Source organism: Candidatus Poribacteria bacterium (genome assembly GCA_016866785.1).
GTDB lineage: Bacteria > Poribacteria > WGA-4E.
This window is the reverse complement of record VGLH01000103.1, coordinates 1-14,398: the sequence shown is the minus strand read 5'-3', so window position 1 is coordinate 14,398 and position 14,398 is coordinate 1. Positions and strand designations below refer to the sequence as shown.

Genomic DNA, 14,398 nt, shown 5'->3' with positions numbered 1-14,398 from the left:
CGGTTCCCGGGACAATGTGAGGCGTTCCGTCCTGGGCGACGCGGTAGGGGGAGGCTCCGACCCTCGGATGGGACACTTCGCCGACGACGGAGAGACACGCGAGCTTGTCGAGATTCGTCCGCAGACCCATGGGGGCTCCTTACGCTGCCAGTCGGAGGGAGGTCGCGGCGCAGTTTAGCCCCCAGCGCGGATGACAGCAAGGCGAACCCCAATCCACGACCACCGCGCGACAACCCACCAAGGCCTCACGAAGACCGTTTTGGACTTCGAGCAAACTGAGCCGCGCTCCTAGTGGCAGGTTCCCAGAGCGGCTATGCATTGAGCGGCTTTTGTCTCTGCTTGACGCAGCGTCAACCCGCAGGAGCTTCCGTCCGTGGCACTCGACAGCGACTTCGTTCTGGAGGCTCTCCTGCGGCACAACTATCTGCCCATGCAGAAAAAAGAGAGTGAAGAACTTCCTCCCATCTTTTCGTCTTCGACGTTCACGCCTAACGTCGCCAGACAGCTCGCCGCAGCCAAGCCGGACCGGCAGTCGAAATGCGCACCGTGTCTCGGTTACGACGCTGTTGAGTACCGCTTGACACGCTTCAACAACGTCTCGCGAGCCTGCGCGATACCGCACCCGACTGCCTATGCTCTGCTATGTCTGTGCATCCATGACAACTGGAGCGATTTGGCCAGTATAGAGCAGAACCCCAGTAGCATCATACGTCCTCGCCGACACAGAGATGGGCGCCTGATCGTGATGGACTATGAGCGAAGCATGGAGAAACAGAGAGCAGCTCTCGTCAGCCGCACTGGTCAGCGATATGTGGTGACGACAGACATCTCGAACTTCTTCCCCAGCGTGTACACGCACTCGATACCGTGGGCCGCCGTCGGGTTCGACACGGCAAAGGCTACGCGAGGCACGAGGAGCGTCTGGTACAACAAGCTCGACACGTGTGCTCAGCAGATGAAGCGCGGTGAAACGCAAGGAATTGCCATTGGCCCTGCGACATCCAACATCCTGATCGAGCTTATCCTTGCAGTGATCGATAAAAAGCTCAGGAGTTTCTGCTCATCTAGGTAGGCCGCTTACGCTCGCTACATCGACGACTACACTGCTTGCTGTCGTATTGAGTAGGATGCCCGCGACTTCATTGTCCTCCTGGAGCGCGAGCTCGCCAGATTCAAGCTTGTCCTCAGCGTGGACAAGACACGGATCCGCCAGTTGCCTCGACCTCTTGACGAGGACTGGCTGACGGCGCTGAGGCTGTCCCTGCCGAGCGAGCCTCAACTCAATGCTCATGTCGCTTTGGCGTACATTGATCGGGCCGTTGAGCTTGCCGATAGGAGGCCGGATGGCAGCGTACTGAAGTACGCTCTGAAAGCCGTCAGTAAGCGGCTGAGTGCAGCAGCGAAGCTCGATGTGCTGCGATATGCCGTTGCTCTGTGCTTCCATCAACCCGTGCTGCTGCCACTCCTGCGGAACATCCTTCCTCCCAAGCAGTGGCCACGGGTCTTCGTGGATGAACTCAAGGAGCTTGTCCGCGAGAACGCGCGGTACCGAAGGTCGGACGCGATGGTCTGGGGGCAATATTACCTCCATGAGCTTGGTACTACGCTTGATCGGACCGCATCGAAGGCAGTCTACGAGTCCCAGGACTGTATGTCATTACTCCTGCTCTTCCTGTACGGTACGCGTTCACACCGCCAGTCTGTGGTTCGCTTCGCTGGCGGCCTAGACCCGGATGACGTCTACCGGCTGGATGAGCACTGGCTCTTGCTCTATGAGCTCTACCGCCGGGGCAAGATCCAGAACCCTTACCCTTACAATGACGGAACGTTCGACACCATGAAGACTGCCGGCGTGTCGTTCCTGACATAGCCCACCGAACCATACGCGGGCCACACAGACGACTACAGATACCCTCGAGACCACCATGTGCCCAAGGCTTCGAAGACATGCAGGGATACGTCGCCCTCTCCTGAATGCCGCTGCCGAACGCCCCACCTGCACAGCCGCTCCGGCCGAGCGTTCTTTCGCTATCTACCGAGTTCGTCGGCATCCATCCACGGGAAGGGGGATGGGACGGTGACGCAGGCGGACCGGAGCGTCTTCGAAGACGGTCCCTGTTGGGAAGCCTCGACCCAGTGATGAGCCTACGAAACAGACCACTCAGACACCGAAAACCGCATCGATGGCTTGGCGCGCCACGGACACCCACTTGCGGACGCGCTCCGGATCGCCCTGCACGGTCTCCACGTCCTTGAGCGTGATATCGACGCGGCATGCATTCACGCGGCATGCCTGTAGATCGCGTTCGAGAACGCGTCGGACATACCCCTCGTCGAACCCATAGCCGACCATGTCGGTCGGGCTTGGGCGGTAACTCAGGACGTAGTCGTCCCCGATGAGCTCCGCGCATCGGGCGCAATCCGCAGCCGGGGCGACGCCGATGCGCCGCAGATTCGGAATCTGCCGTAGCATCGGAATCTTGCGCGTCAGGTCTTCGCAGCATCCGTACGCGGTGAGACCGAACTTCTCGAGGATGGGGAGCTGATAGCGCAGGAGGAACTCCTCGTGCATCTGGGGCGAAACGAGCGTGAACTCCTGCGCCGCCATGTACGCCCAGAGCCGGTCGCGCGCCACACCGTTGACGTTCGGTTGAGGGTCCGGGAGCTCTTCAGCGTAGGGCATCGCCTGATTCTGGTGGGCGGACAAGCCCCAGTCGCCCGCCGCTTCGGCTTCGTCGTGCGTTTTCAGCACGCCGTCGCTCATGAAACGGCATAGGCGGTGAAGCCACTCCGGGTGATCCGCCATGTCCAACATGAAGTTCTCGATTCCCCGCAGATGCCCCAAATCTGTCGAGATGTCCGCCGACCACATCCGGTAGGCGGGGCCCCGATCCACATTGATCGTGATGAGATCGCCGATGGCTTCTCCGAGCCGTTCGACGTTCCGCGCTGTCGCCTGTTCGTCGATCTCGTGCCAGGGGGTGCGCAGCGATTCGAGGTCCGCCAACTGCTTCAGCGGGTAATCGAGCTTGTACGAACCGCGCGGCGTATCGCTGTGGCGGCGAGCGATGGCGACGCCCCACCCGCCGCATCGGTGCGTTGCCTGCACCGTGATCCACGGTTCGAAGATGGAGTCGTCATCGAGCGTGTTCCAGAAGAGATGCTGTCGGAACTGGCTCTCGTAGCGGCGTAGGTAGGGGTCTTGGCAAACACACCGGGACTCCGGCATCTCGCCCCACGCGAAGGCGCGGACGTAGATGAGTGGACGCGTCGGTTGGAGGCTGTTATGCCGTCGCCATTCTGCCCGTCGCCGTGCCTGGTCGGGATCAGCGCAGATGTCGAGGTACTGTTTCGCTAGGTCTCGGAGAACATCGCGATCCGTCATGGGTGTCTCGCCTTTCTGCCTATCCGATCCCTACCGACGATGACGCATTCCATTAGTACGCCAGCGCCGACGACGCGTCAACATAGCCGCAGAGCCACTTCTCCGCTATGCCGTCTGTCCGACCGCGTGCGCCTTCCTGCTATCCTCTATGTCCGTCGCGTATCTATCTATGTGAAGGGAGTAGACGGTGACGCCGGCGGACTGGAGCGCCTTCGAAGACGTCGAACTCGTCCTGGCGTCCCTGCTGGGGAACCTGGACGCGTTCGACGAGCTCGCCGCGCGCTACCGTCCGGCGATCGCCGCCGTCGCTCGGAGCATCGTCGGGGATGCCGCCGAGGACGTGGTTCAGGACGTCCTATTGCTCGCCTTCAAGGCGCTGCCGCAGTTGGAGGACCCATCGCGCTTCGGAGCGTGGGTTCACGCCGTGACGCGCCATCGAGCGCTGAGAGTCGCGGAGAGGTCGGCGCGCACGGAACCCCGCTCGGAGATCGACGAGGCGCTGCTCCGACGCAGCCGCGTCATCGCGCCAAGTCCTGTGGCGGTTCTCATCCTCAAAGAGGAGTGCGACGCGCTCCTCACAGCCGTCGAGGAGCTCGATCCCGACCACCGGATCGTCCTGCGGCTCTGCTATTGGGACGAGATGCCTCAACAGCGGATCGCCGACTTCCTCGGCGTTCCCTTGACGACGGTGAAATGGCGGCTCCACAAAGGGAAACGCGTGCTCTACGAACGGCTCAAGCCGATCCTTGGAGGAGACTGACAATGACCGAAGAACAGCAGCAGCAGGTCACGCATGAAATGCGCGCCATCATCCGGTTCCTGGAGACGACGGGCGAGACGGCGATGCACGCGAGTCTCACCGGCGCGCTCAAGAAGGGCGAGACGATGCTCATCCGGCAGTACAACGCCGTGCTGAGCCGTCTCGCCGAAGTTGGCATCGCGCCAAACTGGTTGTTCGAAGAGCTCGCCGACGATGCGGGGATCGACCACGTGGGCATCGCCGCGAAGCAGCTCGCCGCCTATCTAAAAGGCATCGGTGACGAGGGCGGCGAGTACGCCCATCTGCACATCGACCCCATGCGCGACTTCGGCAGAGCGTTCCGCGACGGGTTCGCGGGGTTCTTCGCGCACAAGCCTCCGGCTCCGCCGCATCCTCCCCGTCCCGGCGCGCCGCCACACGTCGCGGACGATGAGGGAGACGATTCCGGCGAGGAGTCGGAGCGCGACGGCGATCCGCAGCAGGCGGAGCTGCTGGCGAACGAACTGGCGCGGCAGATGCAGGACTTGGCAGAGCGCATGCGCCACGACGATCTGTCGCCGAAACAGATGCGCCGACTGGCAGAGCAAATGCGGAGGCTGGCGGAACGTCAGGGAGAGCTCGTTGGGCAAGCGCTCAGAGACCAATCTCGTCGCTGAGCGCTCGCCTGGAGCTCCTTAGCCGAAGAGCCGCTTGCGATCCTCGGCGACGCGCTGATCGTATGCCTTCTCGAGGACGGCGGACGGAGTGTACAAGGGTTCCAGCTCAGTGCGGAGCTTCCATGTGGCTTCTGCTGCCGTCACCAGCCGCGAAAGCTGTTCCGGGAAGAGCCCCTGGAACCCGTCCGACTTGGCGATCAATGGGTTCGGATGAGCTTCGACGAGCAAGACGGACGCCCCTGCGAACACGCTCGCGAGCGTCAGCGGGTGCACCAGGTCGCGGACGCCCGTTCCGTGCGAGGCGTCTACCGCGATGGGCAGATGCGACAGGTGATAGTGGAACGCAGCCACGCTGCCCAGATCGAGCGTATTGCGGGTATAGCGATTGGCGCTCATGACGCCGCGTTCGCAGAGGATGATGTTCTCTTTGCCCTTGGTCATCATGCGTTCGACCCACAGGAGGTACGCCTCCGAGTCGAGTGACGTGCCGCGCTTGTGGATGACGGGCAGCGAAGTGTCGCGGAGCCGGTTCAGGAGAGACGTGTTCCGGCTGTTGGGCTCGCCGATCTGCAGGCAGTCGACGCCGGCGTCTTCGTACTCAGACACCATCGTGTGGTCGAGGATTTCGACGGCGGTCGGGAGACCGAACTCCTTACCCGCCTTCACAATGTAATGGAGCGCCTGCCGCAGGTCTTCGACGGAATCCGCGCCCAGCCCTTCCCATCCACTGTAGGGACTGGAACGGTACTTGACAACGCCTCCGCGCAGAACGGAGCACCCGGCTTCCTTCACCATCTGCGCGGATTCCATGATCTGGACTTCGCTCTCGACGGAGCAGGGACCCGCGACCACGACCAGATCGCTGCCACCCACGACGACGTTCCCGATCGGAAAGCTCGTGTAGATCGGGTTGATGATGTCGCCTTTCTGGGCGGCGCGCTTGTAGGCTCGCGAGATGGGAATCAGCTCCTCCACGCCTGCCATCTCGAAGATCTCTCCCTGCGGCAAGGCGGAGATGTCGCCGTAGACACCGATCAATGTGATCTCGGTGCCGACTAGCTTGCCGGTCTGGTAGCCGAGCTCGTGCAAACGCTGCTCAACTGCCTGGATGTCATCGGCGCTCGCAGTGCGGCGCATTTTCACGATCATCTGAAAGCCTCGATCGCCTTTCACGTTCCCTGTGGTGTCATTCGATGCAGAACCGGCACGCAGCGCATCTGCGGCGACTCGCAAAGTGGAGCCCATTGTACGAACAGCAGCGCGCCAAAGCAATGATTTGCCGCGTTGCTGCCAGCCGTACTCGGGGAGTTCAGGATGGATCGGGATCGAGCCGGTTGATCAATGCGGCGGCGTACCCCGCTCCGAAGCCGTTGTCGATGTTGACGACCGTCACGCCGGAAGCGCAGGTGTTCAGCATCGCCAGCAGCGCGGCGAGTCCCTGGAAGCTCGCGCCGTAACCCGTGCTCGTCGGAACCGCGATCACGGGAACACTCACCAGCCCCCCGACGACGCTGGGCAGCGCGCCCTCCATGCCCGCGACGACGATGATCACGCGCGCCGCCGTCAGCACCGACGTATGGCTCAACAGGCGATGAATGCCGGCAACGCCCACGTCGTAGAGCCGCTCGACCCGGTTCCCCATGATCGTCGCCGTCTCGTAGGCTTCCTCGGCGACGGGAATGTCCGATGTCCCCGCGCTGACGACGAGGACGCCGTCTCGCGGCTCGACCGCGGAGGCGACGCGGCGGATGATTCGCGCGCGGTCGTTGTATTCCACATCGGGGATCGCCGCTCGGACGGCGTCGAAGACCTCGCTGCTGGCGCGGGTCGCCAACAGGTTCTCGCCCCGCGCGACGATGGCGCGGGCGATCTCGACGATGTGCTCGGTCGCTTTGCCGGGGCAGTAGATGACTTCGGGGAACCCATGCCGCAGCGAGCGGTGGTGGTCTACCTTGGCGAAGCCGAGGTCTTCGAAGGGAAGGTCACGCAGACGGGCGAATGCGTCGTCTACCGAACGTTCGCCAGCGCGCACTTCGTCCAGCAGACGACGCAGGTCCGTCAGATTCATCGGTAGGGATGCGCTTCCAGTGGTTCGTTTTGTGGGTAAGTGATCGTTCCCCACGCAAGACGCGCGTCCGATGTGGCTTGTGACCGTGGGAACCGGTTGGTTCCCAACCCCCTCCCTGCCCCTCCCCCTTGCGAAAGGGGAGGGAACGGGCTTCCTCCCCATTTATGGGGGAGGATCGAGGAGGGGGATGCATCGCCACAGCACTTGGGTCGCTTAAGTTGACACCAATGGTCTCAGACCCGCCCCTGCGACTCCACGCCGCTCGACCGAGCAATGGATCTGCGAACGGATCCGCTCAGTGGTCTTTTTCGTGGATGAACCCCGTGAAGTAGGGCGACGCGGCGCGTCGCCCCTACGGTACGGTGTCCGTGGACTCCATACAGATCGACGAAACAGACCACTCAGTGCCCGTACGGCAGCCGACGCTCGGATCAGGTGGCGACCGGCTCGTCGGACGGAGCCGCCTCGGGCAGCCCCTCGCCGTTGCCTTCCGCCGTCAGTTCGTTCCGCCGGGCACGGTACGCCTTCTTGCCCTCATCGACGAGGCTCTTGAGACTGGCGGTCAGGCTGCCCACGCTCGACTTTCCCTGCTCGACGAGCTCGGCGATCCGATCCGAGCCGTCTTCCACCAGCTCCGCGATGCGTTCGCGGCTCTCGTCGATGAACTCCTCGGTCTTCCGCTTCACGTCGTCCGAGGTTGCCTTGATCCGCCGCCGCGTCTCTTCCCCGCTGGCTGGCGCGAAGAGCAGGGCGACGCCCGCGCCGATGACGCCTCCGACCAAGAACGCGAGGATGACGGTTCCGGTGCTGTTCCCGCTCTCTGCCATGATGATTCCTCTACTTCCGTCGTAGAAGTTTGGGTTTCGGGATTGGCAACGCCCGGACGACGGCTCGCGCCCCACTGAAGAGGCTCGCCGCCTCGATGATCGGTCGGAACACGCGATCGCGGTAAACGGTTGCCTTGCGGATCGTATCGAGCGAGAACTTGCTCCCCTTCTCGATGACCACGGAGACCTCCGCCAGGCTGTCGTTCAGGCTGTCCGTCGCCTTCTGGAGGTTCTTCAGGATCGGTTCGATCTGGTAGTCGTTTGTCTCGCGCACAGCGTCCGTGAGCGCACGCATCGACACCAGCGCTTCGCCCAGGCGCTCCGACTGTGTTTCGATGGATTGCTCGACCTTCACCATCAGCGACACGATCTGCTTCATGTCACGGAAGAAATCCGCCGACATGGCACCGAGGCGCCAGAACCCAGCAATCGCCAAGAGGCTGACCAGGATGAGGCACACGTCGCGTGCTATTGCCAGATACTCAGCCACCTGCCGCCTCCATGGTTCTGGGCGCAACGCTCGGGATCCAGCAATCGCAGGGGGTCATGCCGGGCGAGCCGACCCCGGTGTTCAGCCTGAACGCGACTCAGGCGGACTCGCGGATCAGCGCTTCTAGCCCAAGGATACCCGCCGAACGCCCTACTCGCAACCGCGAGCGTTACGAAACGCGCTCGGAGACGATGTCTACGACGGCGGCAACCGCCTCGACAAGCTTCGACGGATCGCGTCCGCCAGCCTGCGCCATGTCGGGGCGTCCGCCTCCGCCGCCGCCCGCGATCTTCGCCACGGCTCCGGCGATATCGCCCGCCTTCAAGCCCCGGTTCGCGATCAGGTCCTGCGACACACCGGCGACGAACGCCGGCTTGCCGTCCACCTCCGCGCCGAGGACGACCACGCCGGAACCGAGCTTCCCGCGAACGGCGTCGAGCAAGCCCCGCAGTTCGTCGCGGTCGATGCCCTGGACGACCGATGCGACGACGCGCACGCCCTTTACGTCCTGCGCCTGTTGGACATAGGTGTCCATCTGCGACAGCGCCGCCTGCTGGCGAAGCTGCGCCGCGTCCTGCTCCAAACGCTTGGCGTCTTGGAGGAACCGCTCGATGCGGTCGGTCACCTCCTCGCGTCGCCGCGCGCCAACGAGGCTCCCCACTTCGTCCAGCGTCGCGTCGGCGTCGCGGAAGAAGGCGTACGCCGCCTTGCCCGTGATCGCCTCGATCCGCCGGACGCCCGCCGCGATGCTCTGCTCGCGCAGAATCTTGACGGGACCGACCGCCGCGGTCGATGGCACGTGGGTTCCGCCGCAGAGCTCCAGGCTCACCTCGCCCATCCCGACGGTTCGGACGACCTCGCCGTACTTCTCGCCGAAGAGCGCCATCGCTCCTTTGCCCTTCGCCTCGTCCAAGCCCATGTGCGCGATCCGCACGGGCAAGTTGTCGAGAACCTGCTCGTTGACGAACGCCTCGACCTCGTCCAGAGCCGCGCGCGGAACGCCCTCGTAGTGGCTGAAGTCGAACCGCAGCCGGTCGGGAGCCACCAGCGACCCCGCCTGGGCGACATGGGTTCCCAACTGACGTCGCAGACCCTCGTGGAGCAGGTGCGTGGCCGAGTGGGCGCGCATCGTCGCGCGGCGGCGCGTCTCGTCCACCTCGGCGACGACCCGCTGCATCAGGTCTTCAGGCAGATGGTCGATCGTGTGGACGATGCGTTCCCCTTCTTTCTGCGTATCGAGGACGCGGATGACGTCCGACCCGGCGGTCAGCGTTCCCGTGTCGCCGATCTGCCCGCCCGACTCGCCGTAGAACGGTGTGCGGTCGAGCACGACGTGATACGCCTTGTCCTGCTCGCGTTCCACGACGCGCACTTCGCGGATCTGCGCTTCTTCGGCGAGCGAGTCGTAGCCCGTGAATTGCGAGTGTTCGCCCTCGCTGACCGTCTGCCAGCGGGCGACGTCTTCGAGGTTCACGGCGAATCGACCCGCCGCCCGAGCTCGCTCGCGCTGCTCCGTCATGAGGACGTTGAACCGGTCGGTATCGACGTGCAGTCCGCGTTCCGACGCGAGAAGCTCCGTCAGGTCGAGCGGGAACCCGAACGTGTCGTAGAGCCGGAACGCCTCATCGCCCGGGAAGTCGCGCGAGCCGGACGCGCCGATCCGCGCGGCGACCTGCTCGAATATCTCCAAGCCGCGATCCAGGGTCTGCCCGAACGACTCCTCCTCGGCGTGGATGACGCGCTCGATGTGCTCCCGGCGTTCCACGATCTCCGGGAACGCGCTGCCCATCACCTCGCTTAGCGTCGGCACGAGTCGGTAGAGGAAGGGCTCGTGGAACCCCAGCATGCGCCCGTATCGCACCGCGCGCCGCAGGATACGCCGTAGGACGTAGCCGCGCCCTTCGTTGCTGGGGAGCGCGCCGTCGGCGATGGTGAAAGACAGCATGCGGATATGGTCGGCGATGACGCGCATCGGCACGCGCACTTCCGTCTCATCGCCCGTCGCGTAGTCCAGGCCGCAGAGCTCGCCCGTCTTGGCGAGGACCGGGGTGAAGAGGTCAGTGTCGTAGGTCCATCGCTTGCCCTGGAGCACGGCGCAGATGCGCTCGAACCCCATGCCCGTATCGACGTGCTTGGCGGGCAGGGGTTCCAGGCTCCCGTCGCCCCGCCGGTTGAACTGGATGAAGACGAGGTTCCATATCTCGATGACTTCGGGACAGTCACCGTTGACCTCGTGACTCATGTTGCCTTCGTCGCTCAGGTCGATGTGGATCTCCGAGCAGGGCCCGCAGGGGCCCGTCTCGCCCATCTCCCAGAAGTTGTCCTTCTTGCCGAATCGGACGATGTGGGTCGGGTCGATGTCGGTGACAGTCGCCCAGAGGTGGGCGGCTTCGTCGTCCGGGGGAACGCCGTCCTTGGCGTCGCCTTCGAAGACGGTGGCGTAGAGCCGATCCTTCGGCAGACCCCAGACGTCGGTGAGGAGCTCCCACGCCCAGGCGATGGCTTCCTTCTTGAAGTAGTCGCCGAAGGACCAGTTGCCCAGCATCTCGAAGAGCGTGTGATGGCGGCGCGAGTAGCCGACCTCTTCGAGATCGTTGTGCTTGCCGGAGACGCGGAGACATTTCTGCGTATCCGCTGCGCGGACGTACGGGCGCGAGCCGGTTCCCAGGAACACGTCCTTGAACTGGTTCATGCCGGCGTTCGTGAAGAGAAGCGTCGGATCGTTGGCTGGGATGAGCGAGTCGCTGGGAACGATCGCGTGTCCCCGGTCGCGGAAGAAGTTGAGGAAATCGTCGCGGATTTCGCGTGCAGTTTGCATCCGAAGCTCCTCGGTACTCGAAGCGGGGTCGCTGCGCCGGAAACCGTCAGGAAAGGTCGATCTCTCCGGCGTCGCTCAACTCGCGTAGAACGGCGTACGCCACCTCGTAGGAAAAGCCGCGCCGCATCAGGAAGTCGTAGAGCCGCCGCTGGACGACATCCCGCGTGAGGCTCCGATATCGCCGCATCTGCCGTTTCGCCAGTGCGAGCGCGACGATTCGCTCATCGTCGTCGCTGACGGTGCGCAGCGTCCGCTCGATCGTCGTCCGGTCGATGCCCTTCTTCTGGAGCTCGCGCCGGAGCCCGTAGAGCCCCTTGGGGTTGTGGCGTCGCCGGCTCTCGACCCACTCGGCGGTGAACTTCTCGTCGGAGAGATAGCCCATCTTGCGGAGCGCGCCGATGGCGTGTTCGACCGCGTCTTCGGGGAACCCTTTGCGCGCGAGCTTCTCGCGCATCTCCTGCTCGCTCTGATTGCGCAGGCGCAGCAGGTCGAATGCGGCGGCTTTGGCGCGGGAGAGCGTGTCTTCGGCGAGGAGCTTCTCGCGGCGCTCCGCGTCCAGCGCCATGCCGACGCGCACGCCGAAGCGCGTCAAGAGCGCGGCGTCGACGCTGAACGTCTCCCCCGAGTCCAACTCGACCGTACGGCGGGTGGAGCGTCGCGACACGAGATGGATCGCCACGATGGTCGGCGGAACCCCGTTGTTCATTGGACTCGAATGGTATCGGAGCTTTCCGACGCGAGTCAAGGAATCGGCTCGGCGCAGAGGGCTGTTTACTTCTGGCGGTGAGGGGCGGGGGCTCCCGCTTGCGCGAGACAGAGCCCCCCTCGTACTCTGTCCGTGGCGCCCATCTCGCGTTCGACACTGGAGGGTTCGGCAATGGCAGTCAAGCTCGCTAAGGATGGCGGCACGCCCGTCCACACGACCGGATGGCCCCACTGGCCCCAGAACCCCGAAGCGCTCTGGGATCAGGCGGTGGGTCCCGCCCTGCGCGAGGTGTTCCTGGGCGCCGTCGAGGGGCTGCCGGGAACCCGCGCCAAGCAGTTCGCCGCGAACTTCGCCCGGTACATCGGCACCGAATACGGCGTCATGATGCCCCACGGCACCGACTCCATCATGGCGGCGCTGACCGGCGCGCTCGACCTCGACGGCTTCGAGGACTCCGGCGAGGCGATCCTGCCCAACTACACCTTCATCGCCACCGCGAGCGCGGCTCTCGACCGGCGGTTCACCGTCACGTTCGTCGATATCGACCCCGAGACGTTCACGATCAGCCCCTCCGCCGTCGAAGAGGCGATCACCGACCGGACGCGCGTCATCGTGCCGGTGCACATCGGCGGTCACCCGGCGCACATGGACGCGATCAACGAGATCGCCAAGCGGAGGGGGCTCAAGGTCGTCGAGGACTGCGCCCAGGCGCACGGCGCGGAGTACATGGGGCGCAAGGTCGGTTCCCTCGGGGACGCCGGGGCGTTCAGCTTCCAGTCGAGCAAGAACCTCACGTCCGGCGAAGGCGGGATGGTCACGACGAACGACGCCGACACGCGCGACCGCGTCGTGGCGTTCATGGACGTCGGGCGGCGTCCCGGCGGCGCTCGATGGGAGTACCCACGCATCGGCTGGAACTACCGACCGTCGGAGTACCTAGCGGCTCTGTTGGATATCCGCCTGGCGGTTCTCGAAGAGCAGACCCAGCGGCGCAACGAGAACGCGAACTACCTCATCAAGCGGTTCGACGAGATGCCGGGCATCACGCCGCCGCGTCTGGCTCCCTACACGACCCTCCACGGCTACCACCTGTTCATGATGAAGTACGACTCGGACGAGTTCGGCGGGAGACCGCGCGGCGAGTTCTTGGAGGCGCTCGCGGCGGAGGGCATCGCCTGCACGAGCGGATACGGGCAGCCGCTCTCGCGCGAGGCGGGCTTGCAGCACCTCAGCGCCAAGTACCCCGGACTCATCCGCGAGATGCCGTGTCCCAATGCCGAAGAGGTCTGCGCCAAGAGCTTCTGGTTCTACCAGAACATGCTCCTCGGAACCCGCGACGACATGAACGACATCGTCGAAGCCATCGCCAAGATTCAGCAGGCGTTCCGCGAGCGATGATCCGCTGGGCGCGCGTCCCTCGCCTCGCCCGGGCGCTTGCCGCGCTCGTTCTCATCGCGTCCGCCAGTGGAACGCGCGCCGATCCTCGGTTCGACGCTGCCGTCGAGGTATCCCGCCTCGGTGGCAGCGTCGGAGACGCTCTCAACGCTCTCGACGCCGACGCCTTCGTCCGGCTGATGACGGACGCGCCCGATACCCTCCTCATCGGCAGCGACTTCGTCGCCGACAATCTGCAAGACATCGCGCTGTGGCTCGACGCGCGGATCGCCGGGCATCGGCGCGGGACGTTCGCGCCGTCGCAGCCCCGCGTTCTGCTGGAGTCCCCGGACGCCTGGCTCGAGCTCGAATGGACATGGGGAGCCGAGTCGGGGATTCTCATCGCGTTGTGCCGAGTCGTCGGCGGCAGATGGACGCTCTGGAAGGTGGACCTGGACGGCGGCGTGCGGAACACGCCGCAGCGAGGCTTCGACGCGCGCGTTCCCCACGCTCGGATCGCCGGAGCCATCGACATGATGGAGCAAGCCGCCACCGCGATGACGGACGGCGACTTCGCCGTGCTGGAAAGGTTCTTGCGGGAAGATTTCCGGTTCACCGACAATCGGGGACGCGAGTCCTTCGCGCCGGAGTCGTTCATCATCGCCGCGCTGACGCCGACGCCGCGCGGCGTCGACAAAGAGCGGATGACCCTCTTCATCGCCGACGGCGGCACACGCGCCATCGCGTTCCAGGACCTGCCGGATCGGCGCGTGTCGCTGGTGCTCCAACGGAGCGGCGGTCAGTGGCAGGTCGCCGCCGCATCGCTCAGCACGCCGCTTGATGTCCTGCCCGTCGATGCCCGGAGGCGCTTACCGGCGATGTGGGGTCGGATGAAGGCTTCCGCCGCTCGCGATCTCGCCATGCCGTAGGGTGTTCCCACGCTATCTAAGCGGCGTCCTATGATGGCGATAGGTTCTTCTCTCAGGAATCATCGGAGGACATCGAGATGCGGCACACCACCGAGATGATCGGATACAGCGACCGTCGGCGATCCGGTGTTCCCCGGCGTTCCTTGACCTGAGCACACCCCGCGCGATTGGCTATGTGTTGAGTCAATCGTCATCCACAAAAAACGTCCGCTCGCCTGTAGTAAAACGGTCAGGGTCGCATCCTTAACTCGAGGAGAGACGACAGACCATGGCTGTTGATGCGCTCCCCGAAGGCGAAGACAAGCGCTTCGAGGACGGCGTGTTGTCCCAGATCGGGGCAATCCGCCGCATCGGAGTGCGTTTGCTCAGGAGCCGCCAGGACCTC

The 14,398-nt window shown here is 64.4% G+C and carries 14 protein-coding genes; 6 read left to right on the top strand and 8 right to left on the bottom strand.

Annotated elements, in window-relative coordinates; genetic code table 11:
- On the bottom strand, positions 1-130 hold a 130-nt coding region (locus FJZ36_13965; GenBank protein ID MBM3216011.1), incomplete at its 3' end, for a DUF4438 domain-containing protein.
- Between the two features lie 243 nt (positions 131-373).
- Between FJZ36_13965 and FJZ36_13960 the strand changes: the two genes are divergently transcribed.
- Positions 374-1,072 carry an RNA-directed DNA polymerase gene (locus tag FJZ36_13960; GenBank protein MBM3216010.1) on the top strand — a complete coding sequence of 233 codons (699 nt, stop codon included), beginning with the start codon at positions 374-376 and terminating at the stop codon, positions 1,070-1,072.
- 141 nt (positions 1,073-1,213) lie between these two features.
- Complete coding sequence (locus FJZ36_13955) at positions 1,214-1,870, top strand: hypothetical protein (protein MBM3216009.1); 657 nt, start codon at positions 1,214-1,216, stop codon at positions 1,868-1,870.
- A gap of 291 nt (positions 1,871-2,161) precedes the next feature.
- Here FJZ36_13955 and FJZ36_13950 read toward each other — a convergent pair whose 3' ends face one another.
- Positions 2,162-3,385, bottom strand: coding sequence for a hypothetical protein (locus FJZ36_13950; protein ID MBM3216008.1), 1,224 nt, complete (start codon positions 3,383-3,385; stop codon positions 2,162-2,164).
- A 187-nt stretch (positions 3,386-3,572) separates the two neighbouring features.
- Between FJZ36_13950 and FJZ36_13945 the strand changes: the two genes are divergently transcribed.
- Together FJZ36_13945 and FJZ36_13940 are read left to right on the top strand one after the other, a co-directional pair.
- Positions 3,573-4,145: an RNA polymerase sigma factor gene (locus FJZ36_13945; protein ID MBM3216007.1), complete on the top strand. Its 573-nt coding sequence runs from the start codon at positions 3,573-3,575 to the stop codon at positions 4,143-4,145.
- Positions 4,146-4,147: 2 nt separating this feature from the next.
- Entirely contained in the window at positions 4,148-4,801 is a 654-nt protein-coding gene (locus tag FJZ36_13940) for a hypothetical protein (GenBank protein MBM3216006.1), read from the top strand.
- A gap of 18 nt (positions 4,802-4,819) precedes the next feature.
- On the opposite strand, the gene FJZ36_13935 is transcribed toward FJZ36_13940, so the two are convergent.
- The 6 genes from FJZ36_13935 to FJZ36_13910 form a co-directional block, all read right to left on the bottom strand.
- The gene (locus tag FJZ36_13935) at positions 4,820-6,046 is read right to left on the bottom strand and encodes a 3-deoxy-7-phosphoheptulonate synthase (GenBank protein MBM3216005.1); all 1,227 of its coding nucleotides are present in this window, start codon (positions 6,044-6,046) and stop codon (positions 4,820-4,822) included.
- 64 nt (positions 6,047-6,110) lie between these two features.
- Positions 6,111-6,869: a nickel pincer cofactor biosynthesis protein LarB gene (gene larB / locus FJZ36_13930; GenBank protein MBM3216004.1), complete on the bottom strand. Its 759-nt coding sequence runs from the start codon at positions 6,867-6,869 to the stop codon at positions 6,111-6,113.
- Positions 6,870-7,300: 431 nt separating this feature from the next.
- Positions 7,301-7,696, bottom strand: coding sequence for a YtxH domain-containing protein (locus tag FJZ36_13925; protein ID MBM3216003.1), 396 nt, complete (start codon positions 7,694-7,696; stop codon positions 7,301-7,303).
- A gap of 10 nt (positions 7,697-7,706) precedes the next feature.
- Positions 7,707-8,186, bottom strand: coding sequence for a hypothetical protein (locus FJZ36_13920; protein ID MBM3216002.1), 480 nt, complete (start codon positions 8,184-8,186; stop codon positions 7,707-7,709).
- Between the two features lie 169 nt (positions 8,187-8,355).
- On the bottom strand, positions 8,356-11,004 hold the full coding sequence (alaS, locus tag FJZ36_13915; protein ID MBM3216001.1) for an alanine--tRNA ligase: 2,649 nt from the start codon (positions 11,002-11,004) through the stop codon (positions 8,356-8,358).
- Positions 11,005-11,050: 46 nt separating this feature from the next.
- Positions 11,051-11,710: a hypothetical protein gene (locus FJZ36_13910; GenBank protein MBM3216000.1), complete on the bottom strand. Its 660-nt coding sequence runs from the start codon at positions 11,708-11,710 to the stop codon at positions 11,051-11,053.
- Positions 11,711-11,881: 171 nt separating this feature from the next.
- Between FJZ36_13910 and FJZ36_13905 the strand changes: the two genes are divergently transcribed.
- Positions 11,882-13,108, top strand: a complete 1,227-nt coding sequence (locus FJZ36_13905) for a DegT/DnrJ/EryC1/StrS family aminotransferase (GenBank protein MBM3215999.1) — start codon at positions 11,882-11,884, stop codon at positions 13,106-13,108.
- Positions 13,105-14,013 (top strand): hypothetical protein, encoded by a 909-nt coding sequence (locus FJZ36_13900; GenBank protein ID MBM3215998.1) that lies wholly within the window; start codon positions 13,105-13,107, stop codon positions 14,011-14,013. Before FJZ36_13905 ends, FJZ36_13900 begins: the two co-directional genes overlap by 4 nt.
- The last annotated feature ends 385 nt before the right edge of the window (positions 14,014-14,398 follow it).